Annotated in this window: 15 protein-coding genes; 7 read left to right on the top strand and 8 right to left on the bottom strand. The window is 61.6% G+C overall.

The features are described from left to right. Positions 1-25: 25 nt before the first annotated feature. From siaA to gshB, 8 genes are read right to left on the bottom strand one after another with little or no spacing between them, the layout of a single operon-like run. Entirely contained in the window at positions 26-2,023 is a 1,998-nt protein-coding gene (siaA, locus tag BMZ23_RS09040; RefSeq protein ID WP_093475774.1) for a biofilm regulation protein phosphatase SiaA, read from the bottom strand. A gap of 39 nt (positions 2,024-2,062) precedes the next feature. Beyond that, positions 2,063-3,343: a dihydroorotase gene (locus BMZ23_RS09035; protein ID WP_093475771.1), complete on the bottom strand. Its 1,281-nt coding sequence runs from the start codon at positions 3,341-3,343 to the stop codon at positions 2,063-2,065. A 1-nt stretch (position 3,344) separates the two neighbouring features. Then, positions 3,345-4,340 carry an aspartate carbamoyltransferase catalytic subunit gene (locus BMZ23_RS09030; RefSeq protein WP_093475768.1) on the bottom strand — a complete coding sequence of 332 codons (996 nt, stop codon included), beginning with the start codon at positions 4,338-4,340 and terminating at the stop codon, positions 3,345-3,347. A 7-nt stretch (positions 4,341-4,347) separates the two neighbouring features. Then, complete coding sequence (gene pyrR / locus BMZ23_RS09025; RefSeq protein ID WP_093475765.1) at positions 4,348-4,860, bottom strand: bifunctional pyr operon transcriptional regulator/uracil phosphoribosyltransferase PyrR; 513 nt, start codon at positions 4,858-4,860, stop codon at positions 4,348-4,350. Further along, entirely contained in the window at positions 4,857-5,294 is a 438-nt protein-coding gene (ruvX, locus tag BMZ23_RS09020; protein ID WP_093475762.1) for a Holliday junction resolvase RuvX, read from the bottom strand. The genes pyrR and ruvX overlap by 4 nt, the downstream gene beginning before the upstream one ends. Further along, entirely contained in the window at positions 5,294-5,863 is a 570-nt protein-coding gene (locus BMZ23_RS09015) for a YqgE/AlgH family protein (protein WP_093475922.1), read from the bottom strand. Before BMZ23_RS09015 ends, ruvX begins: the two co-directional genes overlap by 1 nt. A gap of 46 nt (positions 5,864-5,909) precedes the next feature. After that, entirely contained in the window at positions 5,910-6,794 is an 885-nt protein-coding gene (locus tag BMZ23_RS09010) for an energy transducer TonB (RefSeq protein WP_093475759.1), read from the bottom strand. 21 nt (positions 6,795-6,815) lie between these two features. Next, positions 6,816-7,778, bottom strand: coding sequence for a glutathione synthase (gshB, locus tag BMZ23_RS09005; RefSeq protein ID WP_093475756.1), 963 nt, complete (start codon positions 7,776-7,778; stop codon positions 6,816-6,818). A gap of 198 nt (positions 7,779-7,976) precedes the next feature. On the opposite strand from gshB, the gene BMZ23_RS09000 reads away from it, so the two are divergent. From BMZ23_RS09000 to BMZ23_RS08970, 7 genes are all read left to right on the top strand, one after another. Next, entirely contained in the window at positions 7,977-8,396 is a 420-nt protein-coding gene (locus tag BMZ23_RS09000; protein WP_093475753.1) for a response regulator, read from the top strand. 38 nt (positions 8,397-8,434) lie between these two features. Then, positions 8,435-8,800, top strand: coding sequence for a twitching motility response regulator PilH (gene pilH / locus BMZ23_RS08995; protein WP_093475750.1), 366 nt, complete (start codon positions 8,435-8,437; stop codon positions 8,798-8,800). A 44-nt stretch (positions 8,801-8,844) separates the two neighbouring features. Next, a complete protein-coding gene (locus tag BMZ23_RS08990; RefSeq protein WP_093475747.1) occupies positions 8,845-9,387 on the top strand; it encodes a chemotaxis protein CheW in 543 nt (180 codons plus the stop codon). A gap of 83 nt (positions 9,388-9,470) precedes the next feature. Beyond that, positions 9,471-11,510 (top strand): methyl-accepting chemotaxis protein, encoded by a 2,040-nt coding sequence (locus tag BMZ23_RS08985; RefSeq protein WP_093475919.1) that lies wholly within the window; start codon positions 9,471-9,473, stop codon positions 11,508-11,510. A gap of 60 nt (positions 11,511-11,570) precedes the next feature. Beyond that, complete coding sequence (locus BMZ23_RS08980) at positions 11,571-12,449, top strand: CheR family methyltransferase (protein WP_425431683.1); 879 nt, start codon at positions 11,571-11,573, stop codon at positions 12,447-12,449. Positions 12,450-12,451: 2 nt separating this feature from the next. Then, a complete protein-coding gene (locus BMZ23_RS08975) occupies positions 12,452-18,682 on the top strand; it encodes a hybrid sensor histidine kinase/response regulator (protein ID WP_093475741.1) in 6,231 nt (2,076 codons plus the stop codon). Continuing rightward, positions 18,675-19,631, top strand: coding sequence for a chemotaxis protein CheB (locus tag BMZ23_RS08970; protein ID WP_093475738.1), 957 nt, complete (start codon positions 18,675-18,677; stop codon positions 19,629-19,631). The genes BMZ23_RS08975 and BMZ23_RS08970 overlap by 8 nt, the downstream gene beginning before the upstream one ends. Position 19,632: the final 1 nt, after the last annotated feature.

Raw genomic sequence — 19,632 nt, 5'->3', positions numbered from 1 at the left:
ACCTGAAATGGCGTGCTTGCGCCAGTCAATCGTAGCGAAAGCATAGCATGGTAATGTCGTCGCGCTGCGGATAGTCGCCCTGGTAGTCGGCCAGGGTCGCGGCAAAGGCGGCGCTTTGTTCGGCCAGTGGCAAGCTGGCATGGGTACGCAGCATCTGCGCAAAGCGGTTGTTGCCGAAACCGTAACCCTGCTCGCCGCCAGCCTGATCAAGGAAGCCATCGGTACACAGGTAGTAGGTATGCTGCGGCTCCAGTGCCAGCTGCTGGTTCTGGTATTGGCCGGGGCGCTTGCCGGCAATCGGTCGTTTACCGGCCGGCAGGCATTCGACCTGCTGGCCATCACTGTAATACAGGGCAATCTTGGCACCGGCAAAAACCAGTTGGCGTGCTGCTCGGTCGACCCAGACCAGACCGACATCCATATTGGTGGCCAGTACCCGGGCTTCCGGGCTGTCGCCGAGCATATGCCGGATGATGTCGTCGCTGCGCGCCAGTATGGCCGCCGGGTCTTCTGCGCCACAGTCACTGATGGCCTGATCCAGGGTGGCATGCGCGAGCATGGTCATCAGCGCACCGGGTACGCCGTGTCCGGCACAGTCGACCACGCCCAGCAGGCAGCCCTGATCCTGATTGCGGAAGATGTAGAAATCACCACCCACCACATCGCGGGGCTTCCACAGCACTGCGTGGTGTTCGCCCAGGTGGCGCAGCAGGTCGCGGTCCGGCAGGATCGAGCGCTGGATCAGGCTGGCATAGTCGATTGAGTCGCCGATCTTCTTGTGCGCGGCGGCCATTTCGCGGTTGGCCTGCTCCAGCTCATGGGTACGCTCATGCACCCGCTGTTCCAGCTGTTCGGTGTGCTCGCGGATGCGCCCTGCCATGCTGCCGAAGGCCTGGCTGAGCTCGCCGATTTCGTCTTTCCGGCTGCTCGGCAGGCGCACGTCGTAGCGTCCGGCGGCGAGCGCCAGGGCGCCCTGCTTGAGTTGTTGCAGCGGGCGCAGCAGCAGCCGCTCGATGGTCAGGGCGAACAACAGGATCAGTGCCAGCATCAGCAGCAACAGGATGCCAAGGATCGGCAACAGCCAGCTGCTGTCGATTACCCGAGCGGCGCGCAGGTCGATGGCATTCACCACATACCAGTCGAGCTCCGGGATATAGCTGGCGGCCAGCAACTGGTCGCGTCCGTCCAGCTGAACCGGCAGGCTGGTGACGCTACCGGGTGTGTCGCGCAAGGCCAGCAGCTGCTGGCGCAATTGATCGCGTTCGGCACTGCTTCCAAGCAGTCCGAACAGGGTATCCGACTCGGTCAGACTGGCGCTGTCGGCGCCCGAGTTGAGCGCAATGAGGTTGTTGTCCTGATGGGCCTGGATGGCGCCATCCGCACTGACGATCATCGGACTGACGCCGGGCTCGGCACTGCTGATGAAGTCGCGGATAAAGCCGGACAGATCCAGGCCGGAACCGGCCAAACCAATCACTCGCTGCTGCCGGTCCTGTACGAAGATATTGAACCAGACCTTGGTGGTCTGCAGTTGCGGGTTGGCATCGACGTTGATGTTGAACGGCTGCGGGTTGCTCAGGCTGCTGAAGAACCAGCGGTCATCCGGGTTGCCTTCGCGCAACTGGTAGCGCGGCTGGTCATTGACGGGCTCGGCATCACTGTTGAAGTAGTAATTGAAGGACTCGGCATTCACCAGAAAGTAGGCGTGGTCGCGGAAGTCCTGACGGTAGCCCTCGGCCTCACGGAAGAACAGTGCGCGCTTGTCTGCGCTGCTCTCGTCCAGTAACCACTGACGGGTCACCTCAGAGTTGGCAAAGCGCAGCGACAGGGCCAGCTCGCGGGAAATGGGCGCATAGATGCGCTCGCGCTGCAGCAGGGTGGCATTGCGTGCATAGGCGTCGCCGAAGTGCTGGTGGATGCCCTGCAGGACCAGCCAGCCGACCAGTGCCGCCGGGATGATTGCCAGCAGGCACACCAGTGCCAGTGCCAGCAGGGATTTGCCGCGCAATCCGAAAGCCGCCATGTTGCCTGTCCGTCCGCAAGTTGAGCTGTAGCGCCGGTGTCAGCCCGGCTGGTACTGGTATACCAGTTTTCCCTGACAGATTGTATGGGTCACTCGGCCCGGCGTACCCAGACCCCGCAGCGGGCAGTTGTCGCCGCGCGACAGCCAGTGCTCGCCGATCAGGCTGGCGGCAGCCGGGTCGAACAGTACAATGTCGGCGATTGAGCCAGGCTCCAGGCGACCGGCTGGCAGGCGTAGCGCACCTGCCGGGCCGCTGGTCAGGCGCGCCAGCAGGGCCGGCAGTTCCAGCAGGCCATCGGCGACCAGGGTCAGGGCCATCGGCAATAGCACTTCAATACTGCTGATACCGGGTTCGGACGCCGCGAAGGGGACACGCTTGGCTTCGGGTTCATGGGGCCGGTGGTGCGAGGCGATCGCCTCGACCAGCCCCGTCTGCACTGCCTGGCGCAGGGCGCGGCGGTCGGCACTGCTGCGCAGCGGTGGCAGCACATGGTAGAGGCTGGAGAAGCCGGCCAGATCCTCGTCGCACAGCAGCAACTGGTACATGGCTACATCGGCGGTAACGGCCAGGCCTCGCGCCTTGGCGTCAGCCAGCATATCCATCGAGCGGGCGCTGGTCAGGCCACTGAAGTGCGCGCGTACACCGGTCTGCTCGACCAGCAACAGGTCGCGGGCCAGGGCCACGGTTTCCGCACTTTCCGGAATGCCGGTCAGGCCCAGACGGGTGGCTGTCGGACCTTCGTGGGCCAGACCGCCTTCGGCGAGACCGGGGTCCTGCGGGGTGAAGATCAGCTGCAGGTCGGCGCCCGCCGCGTACTCCAGTGCACGGCGCAGCAGGCGGTTGCTGCTCATTGACGCCAGTCCCTGGGTAAAGGCCATGCAGCCGGCGTCACGCAGTGCCACCAGCTCGCTGAGATGTTCACCGTCCAGATTGCGGGTCAGTGCGCCGATCGGAAAAACCCGGCATTGACCGGCGCGTTCACTGCGGTCAAGAACCAGCTCGGCCACTGCCGGGGTGTCGAGTACCGGTCGGGTGTCCGGCTGGCAGCACAGACTGGTGACCCCGCCGGCAGCAGCGGCGCGGGTCTCGCTGGCTATAGTGCCCTTGCGTGTTTGTCCGGGCTCGCGCAGGGAGGCGTTCAGGTCGACCAGGCCGGGGGCGGCAATCAGGCCACGGGCATCGATGCGCTGGTCGGCACGGAAGCCTTCTGGGGCCGGCCCCATGGCCAGCAGGCGGCCGTCGTCGATATGCAGGTCAGTGATCTGGTCAAGCTGGCTGGCCGGGTCGATGACCCGCGCTCCTTCAATGGTCAGTCGCATGTTACGGGCTTTCCTGGTTGAGCTGGCGCTGGCTGGTCTGTCCGGTCATGGCCATCGACATCACGGCCATGCGCACGGCAATGCCGTAGGTCACCTGATTGAGAATCACCGACTGCGGTCCGTCGGCCACCGAAGATTCGATTTCCACCCCGCGATTGATCGGACCGGGGTGCATTACCAGAGCGTCCGGCCGCGCCAGCGCCAGGGTCTCCGAGGTCAGCCCGTAGAGTCGGTAGAACTCGCCCTCACTGGGCAGCAGTCCGCTCTGCATGCGCTCCTTCTGCAGGCGCAGCATGATCACCACATCGACATCACGCAGACCGGTGCGCAGGTCATTGAACACCCGCACACCATAGTCTTCGATGCCGGCTGGCAGCAGGGTGCGCGGGGCGATCACGCGGATGTCCGGGCAGCCCAGGGTTTTCAGCGCCAGCATGTTCGAGCGGGCCACCCGCGAGTGCAATATGTCGCCGACGATAGCCACCGAGAGGCCGCTGAAATCCCCGCGATGACGGCGGATGGTCAGCATGTCGAGCATCGCCTGGGTCGGATGGGCGTGGTTGCCGTCGCCGGCATTGATCACCGCAACCTGTGGGCAGACCCGTTCGGCGATAAAGTGCGCCGCCCCGGAATCGCCATGGCGCACCACGAACATGTCGGCGGCCATCGCCTCGAGGTTTTGCATGGTGTCGTACAGGGTCTCGCCCTTGCTGGTCGAGGAGGTGGCGATGTTCAGGTTGAGCACGTCGGCGGACAGTCGCTTGGCCGCCAGCTCGAAGGTGGTGCGGGTGCGCGTGGAGTTCTCGAAGAACACGTTGCAGACGGTTTTGCCGCGCAGCAGCGGTACCTTCTTCACCGCCCGCTCGCCCACTTCGAGGAAGGAGTCGGCGGTATCCAGCACTTCGGTCAGCAGTGCCTGCGACAGACCTTCGATGGTCAGGAAGTGGCGCAGCTGACCCTGATCGTTGAGTTGCAGATGGGCAGGTGTCTGGCTCATGGGCGTCTCAGGCAGTGGGGTGGGAGATCAGGTTGAATTGCAGCGGTTGCGGACCGCTCAGCTTGAGCCGCTGACCGGCCGGCAGTTGCAGGCTGGCGCCCAGCACGTCGGCGCGGATCGGCAGTTCGCGGGCCTGCAGGTCGATCAGGCAGACCAGGGTTACCGAGGCGGGCCGGCCATAGTCGAACAGTTCGTTGAGTGCGGCGCGGATGGTTCGCCCGCTCATCAGTACATCATCCACCAGCACCAGGTGACGGCCGTCGATGCTGAACGGCAGGTCGGAGGGCTGGACCTTCTGCGGCAGCCCGTTGTGCGCGAAGTCGTCACGGTAGAAGGCGATATCCAGGATACCCAGCGGTGCGTCCGGCAGACAGCGGCGCTGCAGTTCGCTGGCGATCCAGACGCCGCCGGTGCGGATGCCGATCAGTGCCGGGTCGCTGCGGCCCAGCTGCGCCAGCAAGGCCGGCAAGGCTTCGGACAATCGCTGCAGCAGGGGTTCTACGGCGGGCAGGTCGGTCATGCGCTTTCCTCATCAAGGCTGGCCAGCCAAGACTGCAGCAGTAGCGCTGCGGCCAGGCCGTCAACCGGTTGTTCACGATAGCTGCCTGGCGAGCGGGCTGCCTCGCGCAGGCTGGATTTTGCTTCAAAGGTGGACAGCCGCTCGTCGACCATGTGTACCGGCAGGTTGAAACGACCGTGCAGGCGGCGGGCGAATTTTTCGGCGCGGGCGCTCATCTCGCTGGGACTGCCATCCATGTTCAGTGGCAGCCCGATCACCAGATCAGTTGGTTGCCATTCACGGATCAGTCGGCCCAGCTGTTCCCAGTCGGGTACGCCGTCGCGAGCGCGCAGCACGCAGAGTTCCTCGGCGTTGCCGGTCAGCGACTGACCATTGGCAACGCCGATCTGGCGGGTGCCATAGTCGAAGCCGAGGGCGCGGCGGATGTTACCCATCAGGCGTGGCCTGCCTGACTGCTGAGCAGGTTGAGGTCGATACCGAGCTTGTCGGCAGCCGCTTGCAGGCGCTTGTCAGCGGGCAGTTTGAAGAGAATTTGCTGGTCTGCCGGGCAGCTTAGCCAGACGTTGTCTGCCAGCTCCTGATCCAGCTGGCCGGCGCCCCATCCGGCATAGCCGAGCGCCAGTAGTGCAGCGTTTGGCCCTTCGCCACGGGCCATGGCCAGCAATATGTCCCGCGAGGTGGTCAACTGCAGCACACCCAGCTCCACCGTGGCTTGCCAGGGCTGGCCATTGGCATGCAACACGAAGCCGCGTTCCGGTTGTACAGGTCCGCCATTGAACACCGGCTGGACGGCGGTGTTGCCGACGATATCCAGATCGGGAACCAGTTGCAGCATCACGTCGCCCAGATTCAGGCCGCTGGGCTGGTTGATGATCAGGCCCATGGCGCCCTCGGCATTGTGCTCGCACAGATAAATCAGACTGTGGGCAAAGCGCGGATCGGCCATTTGTGGCATGGCAATCAAAAACTGGTCTTTCAGATAGGTCGGTTCAAGTGTGCTCATGCCCATAGTATTGGGGTTGCGTAGCGGCAGGGCAAGGCCCGGCAGGCTAGCGGCTGGACATGCGGTCGCCGGGTTCGAAGCGCCAGGTGCGGATGATCTCAAGGATGTCGACATCGGCCAGGTCGCCAGTGAAGGGAGCATAGGGGGCGCCGAGCCTGACGATACGCAGGGCCGCTTCGTCCAGCAGGGCATGACCGGAGGATTCGAGAATTTCGACCTCGCGCAGGCTGCCGTCACGGTTGATCGATACCAGCATGCGCAGGCTGCCATAAATGCGCTGGCTGCGGGCTTCGGCCGGGTAGTTCTGGTTGCCGATCCGTTCTACCTTGCGTCGCCAGTCCTCTTTGTAATAAGCGCCCTTGTCACGCATGGTCGAGGCCGAGTTGATGATGTGCTTGCGCGGTCGGCGTGCATACTCCTGACGGCTGTCGCTCAGGCGTGCCTCGAGTGTCGCGATCTCGGTGGCCTGGGTTCGCAGAGAGTCGAGGGTGAAACTGGTGCTGGGTGTCGGCTCGACAGGCGTGGGTGGCGGTGTGCGCGAAACCTGCTCGGGTGCCGGTCGACTGCTGCTGACGATGGCCGGTTTTTCCTGCTCTGTTGGTGGCGGGCTTGCGGCTTCCGGTTGCGGCAGTGTTTCGGCTATCTCACTGCTTTGGAACGGGCTCTCCAGCGGCGTTTCCGGTGCGGCCTGATGATCCAGTGTGCCGCTTCCCTGCTGGTCATGCTGCGCCAGAAAGTCGGCCTGCTCCGGTGGTTTCTCGCTGGGCTGGGTGGCCAGGGTTATTTCCAGGCTCTTGCTACGGGTATCCGGAGTTGGCTGGGTAAAGGTCACGCCGATGATCAGCAGTGCATGCAGTACTGCGGCAATGAACAGGGTAAAGCCCAGCCGGTCTGCCGGACGGGCTTCTGTTGTATTGCCTTCCTTGATCATGGGTGCTCCCTGGTGTCGAGATCAGTCGCTGTGGCGCGCATCCAGCATTCGCTGCAGCAGGTCCATCAGTTGCCCGCCGATGTCGGTGGAAAAGGCGGCATCGATTTCGCGTATGCAGGTCGGGCTGGTGACGTTGATTTCGGTCAGGTAGTCGCCGATCACGTCCAGCCCCACAAACAGCAGACCGCGCTCGCGCAGGGTTGGACCAACCTGATCGGCAATCCAGCGGTCGCGCTCGCTCAGCGGGCGGGCCTCGCCACGACCACCGGCTGCCAGATTGCCACGGGTTTCACCCTGTTGCGGGATGCGTGCCAGGCAGTAGGGAACCGGTTCGCCATTGATCATCAGGATGCGTTTGTCACCCGCAACTATCTCCGGCAGGTAGCGCTGGGCCATGATCTGGCGTTGGCCATGGTCAGTCAGGGTTTCGATGATCACGCTGAGATTCGGGTCGTTCTCGCGGATGCGGAAGATCATCGAGCCGCCCATGCCGTCCAGTGGCTTGAGGATCACATCACGCTGTTCGTGGGCAAAGGCGCGCAGTATATCGGCGCGGCGGCTCACCACCAGCGGCGGCGTGCATTGCGGAAACTGGGTGGCAAAGAGTTTCTCGTTGCAGTCGCGCAGGCTGGCCGGGCGATTCACCACCAGCAGGCCTTCCCGCTCGGCGGCTTCAAGAATGTGGGTGGCATAGAGGAACTCGTTGTCGAACGGCGGATCCTTGCGCATCAGCAGGATATCCAGGTCGGCAAGCGGTTGTCTGGACTGAGGCCCCAGGTCGAACCAGTGCTGCGGGTCGGCATGTACCTGCAGTGGCGCCATGCAACCCATGGCCCGGCCGTCGGCCAGATACAGGTCCTGCGGCTCCATGTAAAAGAGTTCAAAGTCGCGCTGGCTGGCGGCCAGCAACATGGCCAGCGAGCTGTCTTTCTTGTAGCTGATCCGGTCGATCGGATCCATGACGATGCCAAGGCGGGTTCGCATGAGCAGATTCCAGTGCACAATTCAGTGTGGGCCGAGTGTACCCTTGCGCCACAGCAGGTAAAAGGGCAGGCTTGCGCGAACAGGAGTTGCTTTATGGATTGGCTGCAAAAACTGTGTTAAAAGTAGCCGCAAAGGGATTGGCAGCGCCCGATAGCATCGGGATGGCTGCGCGCCACAATTAATAAAAGGGCTGGTGTTATGGAAGAAAATTTCGAGAGCCTGAAGGTGATGGTCATTGATGACAGCAAGACCATCCGTCGAACTGCCGAAACATTGCTGACCAAGGTTGGCTGCTCGGTGATCACTGCAGTCGATGGCTTCGATGCGCTGGCCAAGATCGCTGACAATCATCCGGACATCATCTTTGTCGATATCATGATGCCGCGCCTGGATGGCTATCAGACCTGTGCGCTGATCAAGAACAACAGCGCGTTCCGCTCCACGCCGGTCATCATGCTCTCGAGCAAGGATGGCCTGTTTGACAAGGCCAAGGGGCGCATCGTCGGTTCTGACCAGTACCTGACCAAGCCGTTCAGCAAGGAGGAGCTGCTTGGCGCCATCCGTACCCACGTCAAGCAGTCCGGTGCCCAAGCCCAATCGGCAGACGTGCAGGCCTGATTCCTGCGCGTATATTTCATTTTGCGGGGAGAACATACATGGCCAGAATTCTGGTTGTCGACGATTCGCCGACCGAGCTGTACAAGCTCACCGGCATGCTGGAAAAGCACGGTCATCAGGTACTGAAGGCCGAGAACGGAGCCGATGGCGTTGCCCTGGCGCGTGCCGAAAAGCCAGACGCGGTGCTGATGGACATTGTCATGCCTGGACTGAACGGCTTTCAGGCGACCCGCCAGCTGACCAAGGATCCGGAAACTGCCCAGATCCCGGTGATCATCGTGACTACCAAGGATCAGGAAACCGACCGGGTCTGGGGTAAGCGTCAGGGTGCCCGAGACTATCTGACCAAGCCGGTTGACGAAGCTGTGCTGATCAGTACGCTCAAGGGCGTTCTGGCCAGCTGAGCCACACTTACTTGCTGCCGCATAACAATCAGAACAGGGACGGCATGACACAGACAGTACATCCCTTCGACCTGCTCAAGGCGTTGGCCGGACAGTGTCGGCGTCAGGCCGCCGGTCTTCCGGCTCAGGAGCAGCTGTCCGAAACCTGGAGCGGGATCGGCTTTCGCCTGGCAGGCTGCGACTTTGTCGCGGCTATGGGCGAGGTCAGTGAAATACTCCATGAGCCACGATATACGCCGCTACCCCGGGTTAAAGGTTGGGTACGTGGCGTGGCCAACGTGCGTGGCCGTCTGCTGCCGGTTGTTGATCTTGCTCGCTTCTTTTCCAGTTCTGTGGTGACTCCGCGCAAGCAGCGGCGAGTACTGGTGCTTGATCGCGATGACCTGTTTGTCGGTTTGCTGGTTGACCAGTTACTGGGCATGCAGCATTTCCCGGTAAGCGGCTTCCGGCTGGGCGCCCAGACGTTGCCGGCCGACATCGAACCTTTTGTGGTGGGCGGTTATCTGCTGGATGACCGTCCGCCTGTGCACGTCTTCAACTTTCGGGCTCTGGCCCGTGATCAGGCATTTCTTGATGTCGCCGTCTGATCAACAGTGGCCGCCGTCGCTGATGGCGCGGCAAACCGAGTCAAACAACAAGACCATGTGGTAGGCCAGGCAGGGGCCAGATGATGAAAAAGCTCGACAAACAGTTGATTGCCACCATGTTCAGCAACAGAACGGTCACCGGACTGTTCGCGCTGCTGATCCTTTCATTGCTGCTGCTGTTCATCAACTTCGTGTATGTGAACATCCAGAGCAACAATGACACCGAATATGCGGGTCATGTCGGTGAGCTGCGGGTACTGTCACAGCAGGCCGCGACATCCGCTACCGAAGCGGCAACAGGTACACCGCAGGCCTTTGATCTGCTGCAGGCTTCGCGAAACGATTTCCAGTTGCGCTGGGACTACCTGACCCAGGGCCGCGAGGAAACCGGTCTGCCACCGGTTCCGCAGCAACTGGCCCCGCAGGTCGAGGGCGTGGATCAACTGTGGAATCGCATGCGCCGCAATGCCGATGCCATTGTCAGCAGCCGTGACACGGTTCTTGGCCTGCATGAAGTGGCACGTACCCTTGCCGATACAGTGCCCCAGTTGCAGGTTGAATATGAAGAGGTGGTCGAGGTGCTGATCGAGTCCGGTGCGCCGGTCGACCAGGTCGCCATCGCCCAGCGTCAGTCACTGCTGGCCGAGCGTATTCTCGGTTCGGTAAACCGGGTACTGGCAGGTGACACCGATGCGGTAATGGCAGCCGAGAGCTTCGGCCGTGACGCAAGTCTTTTCGGTCGCGTTCTGCAGGGTATGTTGCAGGGCAATCCTGCGGCGAATATTGGTCAGGTAACCGATGACGAAGCACTGATTCGTCTGCAGGAAATTGCCGAGCTGTTCGCTTTCGTATCCGAATCGGTAGAAGAGATTCTGCTCACCTCCCCCGAACTGTATCAGGTGCGTACCGCCGCCAACGATATCTTCACAGACTCCCAGCTGGTACTCGACAGCCTGTCGGCGCTGTCCGACAGCCTGCAGGTACGTGCCGAGGGTCGTTGGATCAATACCCTGCTCGGTTATGTGCTGGCGGTAGCGGCGCTGCTCAGTATTGTGCTGATCGGTTTGCAGTTGAGTCGTGAAACCCGTTCCCGCCTGATCGAATCGGCCGAGCGCAACGAGCGTAACCAGTCAGCGATTCTGCGACTGCTCGACGAAATTGCCGACCTCGCGGACGGTGACCTGACCGCAGAAGCGACGGTAACCGAGGATTTTACCGGCGCCATCGCCGACTCCATCAACTACTCGATCGACCAGCTGCGTGCACTGGTACAGACCATCAACCAGACAGCGGTACAGGTGACCCGGGCTGCCCAGGAAACCCAGGATACTGCGGTGCATCTGGCCGAGGCCTCTGATCACCAGGCCCAGGAAATTGCCGGGGCTTCTGCAGCGATCAACGAGATGGCTGTGTCCATCGATCAGGTATCCGCCAACGCCGCCGAATCGGCGGCGGTAGCGGAGCGTTCGGTAGCCATTGCCGGCAAGGGTAACGAGGTGGTGCAGAACACCATCACCGGCATGGATACCATTCGAGAGCAGATTCAGGACACGTCGAAGCGGATCAAGCGACTGGGTGAATCGTCCCAGGAGATCGGCGATATCGTAAGCCTGATCAACGACATTGCTGACCAGACCAACATCCTTGCATTGAATGCCGCGATTCAGGCGTCGATGGCTGGTGATGCCGGTCGAGGCTTCGCGGTGGTAGCGGACGAAGTACAGCGTCTTGCGGAACGCTCCTCGGCGGCTACCAAGCAGATCGAGGCGCTGGTAAAAACCATTCAGACCGACACCAACGAGGCGGTTATCTCGATGGAGCAGACCACCTCCGAAGTGGTGCGTGGTGCACGACTGGCCCAGGATGCGGGTGTGGCACTGGAAGAGATCGAGAAGGTATCCACCACCCTGGCGGCCCTGATCCAGAACATTTCCAACGCGGCGCGCCAGCAGTCCTCCTCTGCCGGTCATATTTCCAACACCATGAACGTGATTCAGGAAATCACCTCGCAGACCTCTGCCGGCACCACGGTTACTGCCCGCAACATTGGCGAGCTGGCCAAACTGGCCGAGGAAATGAGCCACTCGGTGGAAGGTTTCACCCTGCCGCAACAGAACGGCTGAGACTGAGCTCCGGGTGGCCATGGTGGCTACCCGGAAACCGGCATGAGCGAGGGGCAAAGGGTGCAGAAAACGCCGAACTGGTCATTGCAGCAACTGCCGGAGATGGATACCCAACAGTTCCGTCAGTGGCAGGCATTGCTTGAAGCGCGCACAGGAGTCTGCGTCTCCGAGCAGCGCCGCAGCTATTTGCAGACCAGTTTGCTGGCACGCATGCGCAGCCTGCAGATCGATGGTTACGAAGCCTATTACCAATATGTGACCGATGGCGTTACCGGCATTATCGAGTGGTCTGCACTGATAGATCATCTGACGGTGCGCGAAACCTGCTTTATGCGTCATCGTCCGTCGTTTGACGGGGTTGCCAGGCATCTGCAGCAGCGCTTGCAGGAGGATGCCAGTCGGCCGCTGCAACTCTGGAGTTTGGGTTGCGCGAGCGGTGAAGAGGCCTACTCGTTGGCGATGGTGGCGTCGGATGCTGTTTCGGCAGTGCCTGAAAATGCCGGTTTTGCCGTATGGGCCACCGATATTAGCCTCAAGGCACTGGAACAGGCCCGGGTCGGGAATTATTCCGGCGCCCGTCTGAATGGTCTTACCGACCAGGAACGAACACGTTACCTGCAGGCGGTGGAAGGCGGACGTTACCAGGTGGTCGACAGTCTGCGTCAGCGTGTCTGTTTCAGCCGCCTCAATGTGCTGGAGCTGGCCCAGGCACCCATTGCCAATCTGGATGTGATCTTTTGTCAGAACCTGCTCATCTATTTCCGTCGCTGGCGGCGTCGCGACCTGCTCAATCTGCTGGCCAAGCGATTGGTGCCGGGCGGCGTACTGGTGATCGGGCTGGGTGAGGTCATGGACTGGAACAATTCCCTGCTGGAGCGGCTGCCGGATGACCGGATACAGGCCTACAGGCGCCGCAGCAGCAACGAGAGTCTGGAGTGAGTATGGGTGATCGGCATGATTATGTCGCCCTCGACTGGGTCAAAGGCGAAATCAGCGAAACGCTGAATCAGGCGCGTCAGGCGTTGGAAGATTATGCCGCCAACCCGGCAGACAGCACCCGTCTGGGCTTCTGCCTGAGTTACATCCATCAGGTGCATGGAACCCTGCAGATGGTCGAATTCTACGGCGCCGCTCTGCTTGCCGAAGAAGTCGAGAAGTTGCTGCGGTTGACCATGGCAGGGCAAGTGGCACGCCATGACGAGGCACTGGAAGTGCTGATGCAGGCGATTTTGCAGTTGCCGGCCTATCTGGAGCGGGTCCAGGCGGTGAGGCACGATTTGCCGATGGCGTTGCTGCCGATCCTCAATGATGTACGCACGGCGCGTGGCGAGAAGATGCTCTCCGAGAGCGCACTCTTTTCTCCGGGCAAACAGGTGATCAGCGCCTCGCCCGCCGACAACCGTGACTGGCAGCCGGACCAGCAGCAGAGCCTGCAGTTGCGTCGCTTGCGTCAGGCCATGCAGATGGCTCAGGCCGGCATAGTGCGAAACCAGGACGTTGCCAGCAATGCCGAACAACTGGTCAGGGTGTTCGACCGGTTGGCCGGTTTCCTGTCCCATTGTTGGCAGGCACCCGTTTGGCGGGTTCTGGCTGGTCTTGCCGAAGGTCTGCAAAATGGCGGGATTGAAAACGGTGCGGCTATCCGTCATCTGCTGCGTCAGGGCGATCGTGAGCTGCGCGGGCTGCTGGAAGGGCAGGCACAGCAGGATTCTGGTACGACTGACGAACTGTTGCGCAATCTGTTGTTTTACATTGCCAAATGTCCCGAGGGCAGTCCGCGTATCGATGCCCTGAAGCAGGAGTACGAGCTGCAGGCACTCTGGCGCGAGGATCCGCAGCAGGTTGCTGCTTCGGGGCCTGGGCGTGACGTGATGGACTCGGTGGCCGAGGCGCTCACCGAAGAGCTGGTGCTGGTCAAGGATCAGCTGGATTTGTATGTACGCCAGGATGACCGCAGTGCCGCACCGCTGGCCGAACTTATGCCGCAGTTCAAGCGTATCGCCGATACCCTGGCCATGCTGGCGCTGGGTCAGCCAAGACGTGTCATGCAGCAGCAGGCAGAACTGCTGGGTCGCTTGATAGCCGGCGACGTTGCCATCAATGATGCGGCGCTGATGGATCTGGCAGGCGGCCTGTTGTTTGTCGAGGCCAGTGTGCAAGGCATTCTCGGCATCGAACCTCAGCCGTCAGACCAGGCCGCTTCGCCAGCAGTGCCGGAGGATGAACCCAAGGCACACATGTTGGCGGCAGAAGACTTGAGGGCAATTCGCCAACAGGTGATCAACGAGGCACGCAGCGCACTGGAGCAGACGCGCGAAGCAATCAATGCCTATGTCATCAACCAGTGGGACAAACAGTGCCTGACGCCTGCCTGCGAATGGCTTGACTCGGTGCGGGGCGGCCTGCAAATGCTGCCATTGGAGCGTGCTGCCGACCTCATTGCGGGTTGTCGCAACTATCTGCAAACCGAACTCATTGAGGCAGGCAGGGTGCCTGACTGGGTAGCCCTGGACGCACTGGCCGATGTGGTCACGAGTGTCGATTACTACCTTGAGCGGCTGGCAGATGATGACAGCGAGCGCAGCGATGGCATCCTGGGTATGGCAGAGGATGCCCTGCAGGGCTTGCGCGGCAGCATGTCCGAGGCGGCGGGGGTCACTGCAGGGGTTCCCGATAGCGACCGGCAGACCGCTGTCGAGCCGCCAGCCCAGCCCGACGGCGAGGCGGTACAGGAACAACCGGTCGACACGGCTGCTGACGATTTCATTTTCGAATTGCCGGCTGATATCGACGACGCTTTGCAAGAGCCCGCCGAAGAAGCTGTTGAACAGCCATTTTTGCAAGTGCCAGCGCCAGAGCCAGAGCCACCAGCACCAGCACCAGCAGAGGACGAGCTGGATGCCGAGCTGTTGGAAATCTTTGTTGAGGAAGCCGGAGAGGTTCTCGAAACCATTGACCAGTATTTGCCGAAGTGGGCCGCAGATCACGAAGACCAGCGTTCGCTGACCGAAGTCCGGCGTGGCTTTCATACGCTCAAGGGCAGCGGGCGGATGGTGCGTGCGCTGGTTATCGGTGAACTGGCCTGGTCGGTAGAAAACATGCTCAACCGGGTGATGGATCACAGCATACAGCCGTCACCCGAGCTCTTTGCGCTGATTGATGATGTACGCGCTCTGATGCCGCAACTGGTTGAGGATTTTGCCGCATCGCGCCAGCAAGCCTACCCGCAGGTTGGGCAGTTGAGTGAGCGGGCTGCGCAATTGGCACGTGGCGAGGCGGTGTCTCTGTCGGCAGTGGATGACGAAGAGCCGGCAGACCTGACGCAGATCGAGCAAGCCGAGACGCCGGAGCCGGTCGACGCGTTGCCGTTGTTGCTGGATGAGTCGTTCGCGGAAGAGCCGGCAGACACGCTGGAAGAGATACCCGAAGTCAGTGCGCCGATAGTGGCAATCCAGGCAGCCGAAACGCCCGACGAGTCACTGGAGATCATTGACCCGTTGCTGCTGGAAATCTTTGCCAACGAAGCCCAGGGGCATCTGGAGCAGATCGACCTGTTTATCGATCAGTGCCGCCAACAGGGCCTGCCCCGCACCTTCAGCGACGCACTGCAGCGTGCCCTGCATACGCTCAAGGGCAGTGCCCATATGGCCGGCATACTGCCGATTGCCATGCTGGCAACGCCACTGGAAAAAATGGTCAAGGAGTTCAAGGCCAATCTGGTACCGGCTGGCGAAGAGCAACTGGCGATACTGCAGGAAGCCTCGCAACTGATTGCCGAGGGCCTGCAGCAATTGGCCAGCGCCCCACAACGCGATATTGCCGGCAGTCAGGCATTCCTGCAGCGGCTTGAGCAGAGTCACCAGCGAATGCTCAGCGAGCGTGAGAGCAGCCGCAGTGATCTGGCCGAGGGACAGGGCGGCGCAGACCTGCTGTCCATCTTCCTTACCGATGGTATCGAGTTGCTGCTTGATGCCGCCGATCAACTGGCTGACCACCAGGCAGGTAACGGCCAGGCCCCGGATAGCGAGGCACTGGGTCAGAGCCTTACCAATCTTGCGGATGTCGCAGCAGATGTCGAATTGCCGGATATCGAGCGCCTTGCGCTGGGCATGGAGCAGGTATACCGGGCCCTTGCCGATGGCAGCCTGGCATTGCAATCCGCGCTGGTCGAGGCGTTGATCCAGTCCCATGAGCGGCTGATCAGCATGATGGATCAGGTAGCGGCACATCAGCATGTCAGCAGCCCGGATGCCGAGTTGCTGGTGTTGCAGGGCCTGTTGTCGCATAGCCCGGTTAGTGACCAGCCGGAATTCATGCCGGCTACCCTTGAGCAGCAGGCTGCAGCGCCGACCGAGGGTGGGCAATGGAGTCCGGATGAAGCGGATGCCGACGCCGAACTGGTTGAAATCTTCCTTGAAGAAGCCAACGAAATTATTGATAGCGCCACTGCCAGCCTGCAGCAGTGGCTCGCCGAGCCGCAAAATCTGCAGCCGGTGGAAGCCCTGCAACGTGACCTGCACACGCTCAAGGGCGGCGCACGGATGGCCGAAATCAGGCCGATTGGTGATCTGAGTCACGAGCTTGAGTTCCTCTACGAAGGGTTGTGCAACCAGCGCTATCAGCCCGGCGCAGACCTGTTTGCCCTGCTGCACGCCTGCCATGACCAGCTTGCCGACATGATCGAAGGGGTTGCCGCTGGCAGGCATATCAGCGACGGCCGTCAATTGATTGCCTGCATTGAGCAGTGGCGGCGCAATCCTGATGCACCGCTGCTGCTGCCCGGCAATCAGCCGGCGGCTGTGGTGGCGCCGCAGGAAGAGGTTCCCGCAACGACGCCGGCGGAAATGCCGATGGAGTTTTCCGCGGACGGTGTATCCGGTGCGATGCTGGCCATGTTCCTCGAAGAGGCCGACGAGTTGCTGCGGCCCTGCCTTGGCTTGCTCGAGAGCGACGATCCGGCATCCGCCGCAGACCTTCAGCACCGCTTGCAGAGCTTTGTCGGTAGTGCGCGTTTGGCCGGTCAGGCCAGTCTCGCCGAAGGCGCCGAGACCCTGGCTACCCGATTGCACCGCCAGGAACACGCGCATGCCACCGATGTCCTGCGGCAACTGCTGGGCGAGCTTGATGCGCTTAGCCAGATGCCGCCGGCCGCCGAGCCGGAGGTTGCTGCCGAAGAGCCGAGCGTTCCGCAGCCGCAGCCGCAGCCGCAACAGGATCAGCCGCTAACTGCGCCCGCCAGCACCAGCGAAATGCCTCAGGGTCCTTCGTTGCAGGCTGTACGCGACATGTTGCGCAAGGCGATGGAGGCCGGCAGCGAGGAGAATGCACAACCAGCCCGGGCAGCGGTACAGGAGAGCGTCAAGGTAGCCGCACCGCTGCTTGAGGAACTGGTCAATCTGGCGGGTGAAACCTCGATTTTCCGCGGTCGCGTCGAACAGCAGGTCAGCGATTTCGGCCAGTTGCTGGGTGATATGGAGGCGACCATCGAGCGGGTACGAGACCAGCTTCGCCGGCTGGACATGGAAACCCAGGCACAGATCATCTCGCGCCATCAGGACGAACTGGCGACCGGTTATGAGGATTTCGATCCGCTGGAAATGGACCAGTACTCACAACTGCAGCAGCTCTCGCGCTCGCTGTTCGAGTCCGCATCCGACCTTATGGATCTGAAGGAAACCCTCGCCTCGCGCAGCCGTGACGCCGAAACCTTGCTGTTGCAGCAGGCGCGGGTGAATACCGAGCTGCAGGAAGGCCTGATGCGTACACGCATGGTGCCCTTCGAGCGACTTATGCCGCGCTTGCGCCGGGTAGTCCGGCAGGTGGCGGCAGAGCTTGGCAAACAGGTCGAGCTGGAAGTACTGAACGCCGAGGGTGAAATGGATCGCAGCGTACTGGAGCGGATGATAGGTCCGCTGGAGCACATGCTGCGCAATGCGGTGGATCACGGGATCGAAAAACCCGAACAACGGCGCGCCGCCGGCAAGCCAGAACAGGGCCGGATTCGCCTGGATCTGCAGCGTCAGGGCGGAGAGATACTGCTGACGCTGACGGATGATGGTGCGGGAATCCAGCTGGAGGCGGTGCGGCGCAAGGCGATCGAGCGCGGCCTTATGGCCGTTGATGCACAGCTGAGTGATCAGGAAGTCAGTCAGTTCATTCTGGAGGCGGGTTTTTCCACGGCCGCACAGGTCACGCAGATTTCCGGACGCGGCGTGGGCATGGACGTGGTGAACGCCGAAGTGCGTCAGCTCGGTGGCAGCATGAGCCTGGACAGCCATCCGGGACAGGGCTCGCAGTTCAACATCCGCCTGCCCTTCACCGTGTCGGTGAACCGTGCGCTGATGGTCTACTCGGGTGATGACCTCTACGCAATCCCGCTGAACAGTATTGAAGGTATCGTACGCGTATCCGGTTACGAGCTGGAGGCTTATTACTCCGGTGATGCGCCACCGTTCGAATATGCCGGCAAGCAATACGAACTGAATTACCTGGGCCACCTGCTGGGTACCGGACAGCAGCCTCGCTTGCATGGTCAGCCCTTGCCGTTGCCGGTGATTCTGGTGCGTTCGGCGGAACACAGTGTGGCGGTGCAGGTCGATGCACTGGCCGGCTCACGGGAAATTGTAGTGAAGACCCTTGGCAGGCAGTTTGCCGTGGTGCCGGGCCTGTCCGGTGCAACCATTCTTGGTGATGGCCGCGTAGTGGTGATTCTTGATCTGCTGGCGGTAATCCGTGCACAGCAGGCACTGCATCTGCAGCAGATACCGGCGGCCAACGAGTTGCCGGCCGTTGAACAGCGCGCACTGCGGGTGATGGTGGTGGATGACTCGATCACCGTGCGCAAGGTCACCAGCCGCCTGCTGGAACGCCATGGCATGGAGGTTGTTACCGCCAAGGACGGGCTGGATGCCATTGCGCATTTGCAGGAGGCGCAGCCGGATATCATGCTGCTGGATATCGAGATGCCACGCATGGACGGTTTTGAGGTGGCCACGCTGATACGCCACGACGAACAGATGAAGGATCTGCCGATCATCATGATCACCTCGCGTACCGGCGAGAAGCATCGTGAACGGGCGTTGGCGATCGGTGTTGACCATTATCTCGGCAAGCCCTACCACGAAGCCGAGTTGCTTGCCCTGATCGAGCGTTTGGCAGGACGGCGTGACTGAACCAGCTGGCGCCGGCATCGGATTGCTGGTCTGTCAGCCCGAACGCCGTCGCCGTTTGGCCGCCGAGTTGCTCGAGATGGGCTATGTCCTGGCGTTTGATGGCGACCCCTTTACGCTGACTGCCGAGGCTGTCGAGCAGTTGCGGCCGGGGGTATGGCTGCTGGAGATGAGTGACGACTGGGCCTTGACCGATTTACTGCTGGAGCAGGCCGGTGTACCGGTGTTCTGTGGTGCAGGGGACATGCCGGTAACCGACAGCGAGGACTATCCCCGCTGGCGTCGCCGCCTGCAGCAGCGGCTGGGTGAGGTTCTGGGTGTACCGCACAACGTTGCTCGACCGGTTGTCGGCGAGCATGGGACGCAAGCCTGGAGTGTCTGGTTGCTGGCAGCATCCATGGGTGGACCTGCGGCGGTAAAAGCTTTTCTGGATCGGCTGCCGGCCGACCTGCCGGTAGGCTTTATCTATGCCCAGCACATAGACCCCGGCTTCGAACAGCAATTACCGCGCATTGTCGGTAGGGACAATGGATGGGAGGTTGTCAATTGCCATAATGGTCAGGCGATTGGCTGCGGACAGGTGCTGATTGCACCTATCGGCCAGCGCGTGCACTTCAGCGCTGATCGCCGTGCACGGTTGCTTGCCCAGCCCTGGCCGGGACCGTACCAGCCATCCATCGAAGTTCTGCTTGATGAGCTGGGCCGCAGTTTCCAGCCAGCCTGTGGCGCAATCATTTTCAGTGGCATGGGTGAGGATGGCGTGGAGGCCTGCGCCCGTCTGCGCGAGCGTGGTATCGAGATATGGACCCAGGATGCCAGCGCCACCTGTACCGTGATGCCGGATGCGGTATATCAGGCCGGGCACAGTACCTTGCAAGGTACACCGGAACAGCTGGCCGACGCCCTGCAGGACTGGCTGCAGCACGAGAGTCCGGCCCGCGACTATCAATGAG

Origin of the sequence: Halopseudomonas yangmingensis (genome assembly GCF_900114825.1) — a bacterium.
In the GTDB taxonomy this organism is placed as follows: domain Bacteria; phylum Pseudomonadota; class Gammaproteobacteria; order Pseudomonadales; family Pseudomonadaceae; genus Halopseudomonas; species Halopseudomonas yangmingensis.
This window is presented reverse-complemented; position numbering and strand designations above follow the sequence as displayed.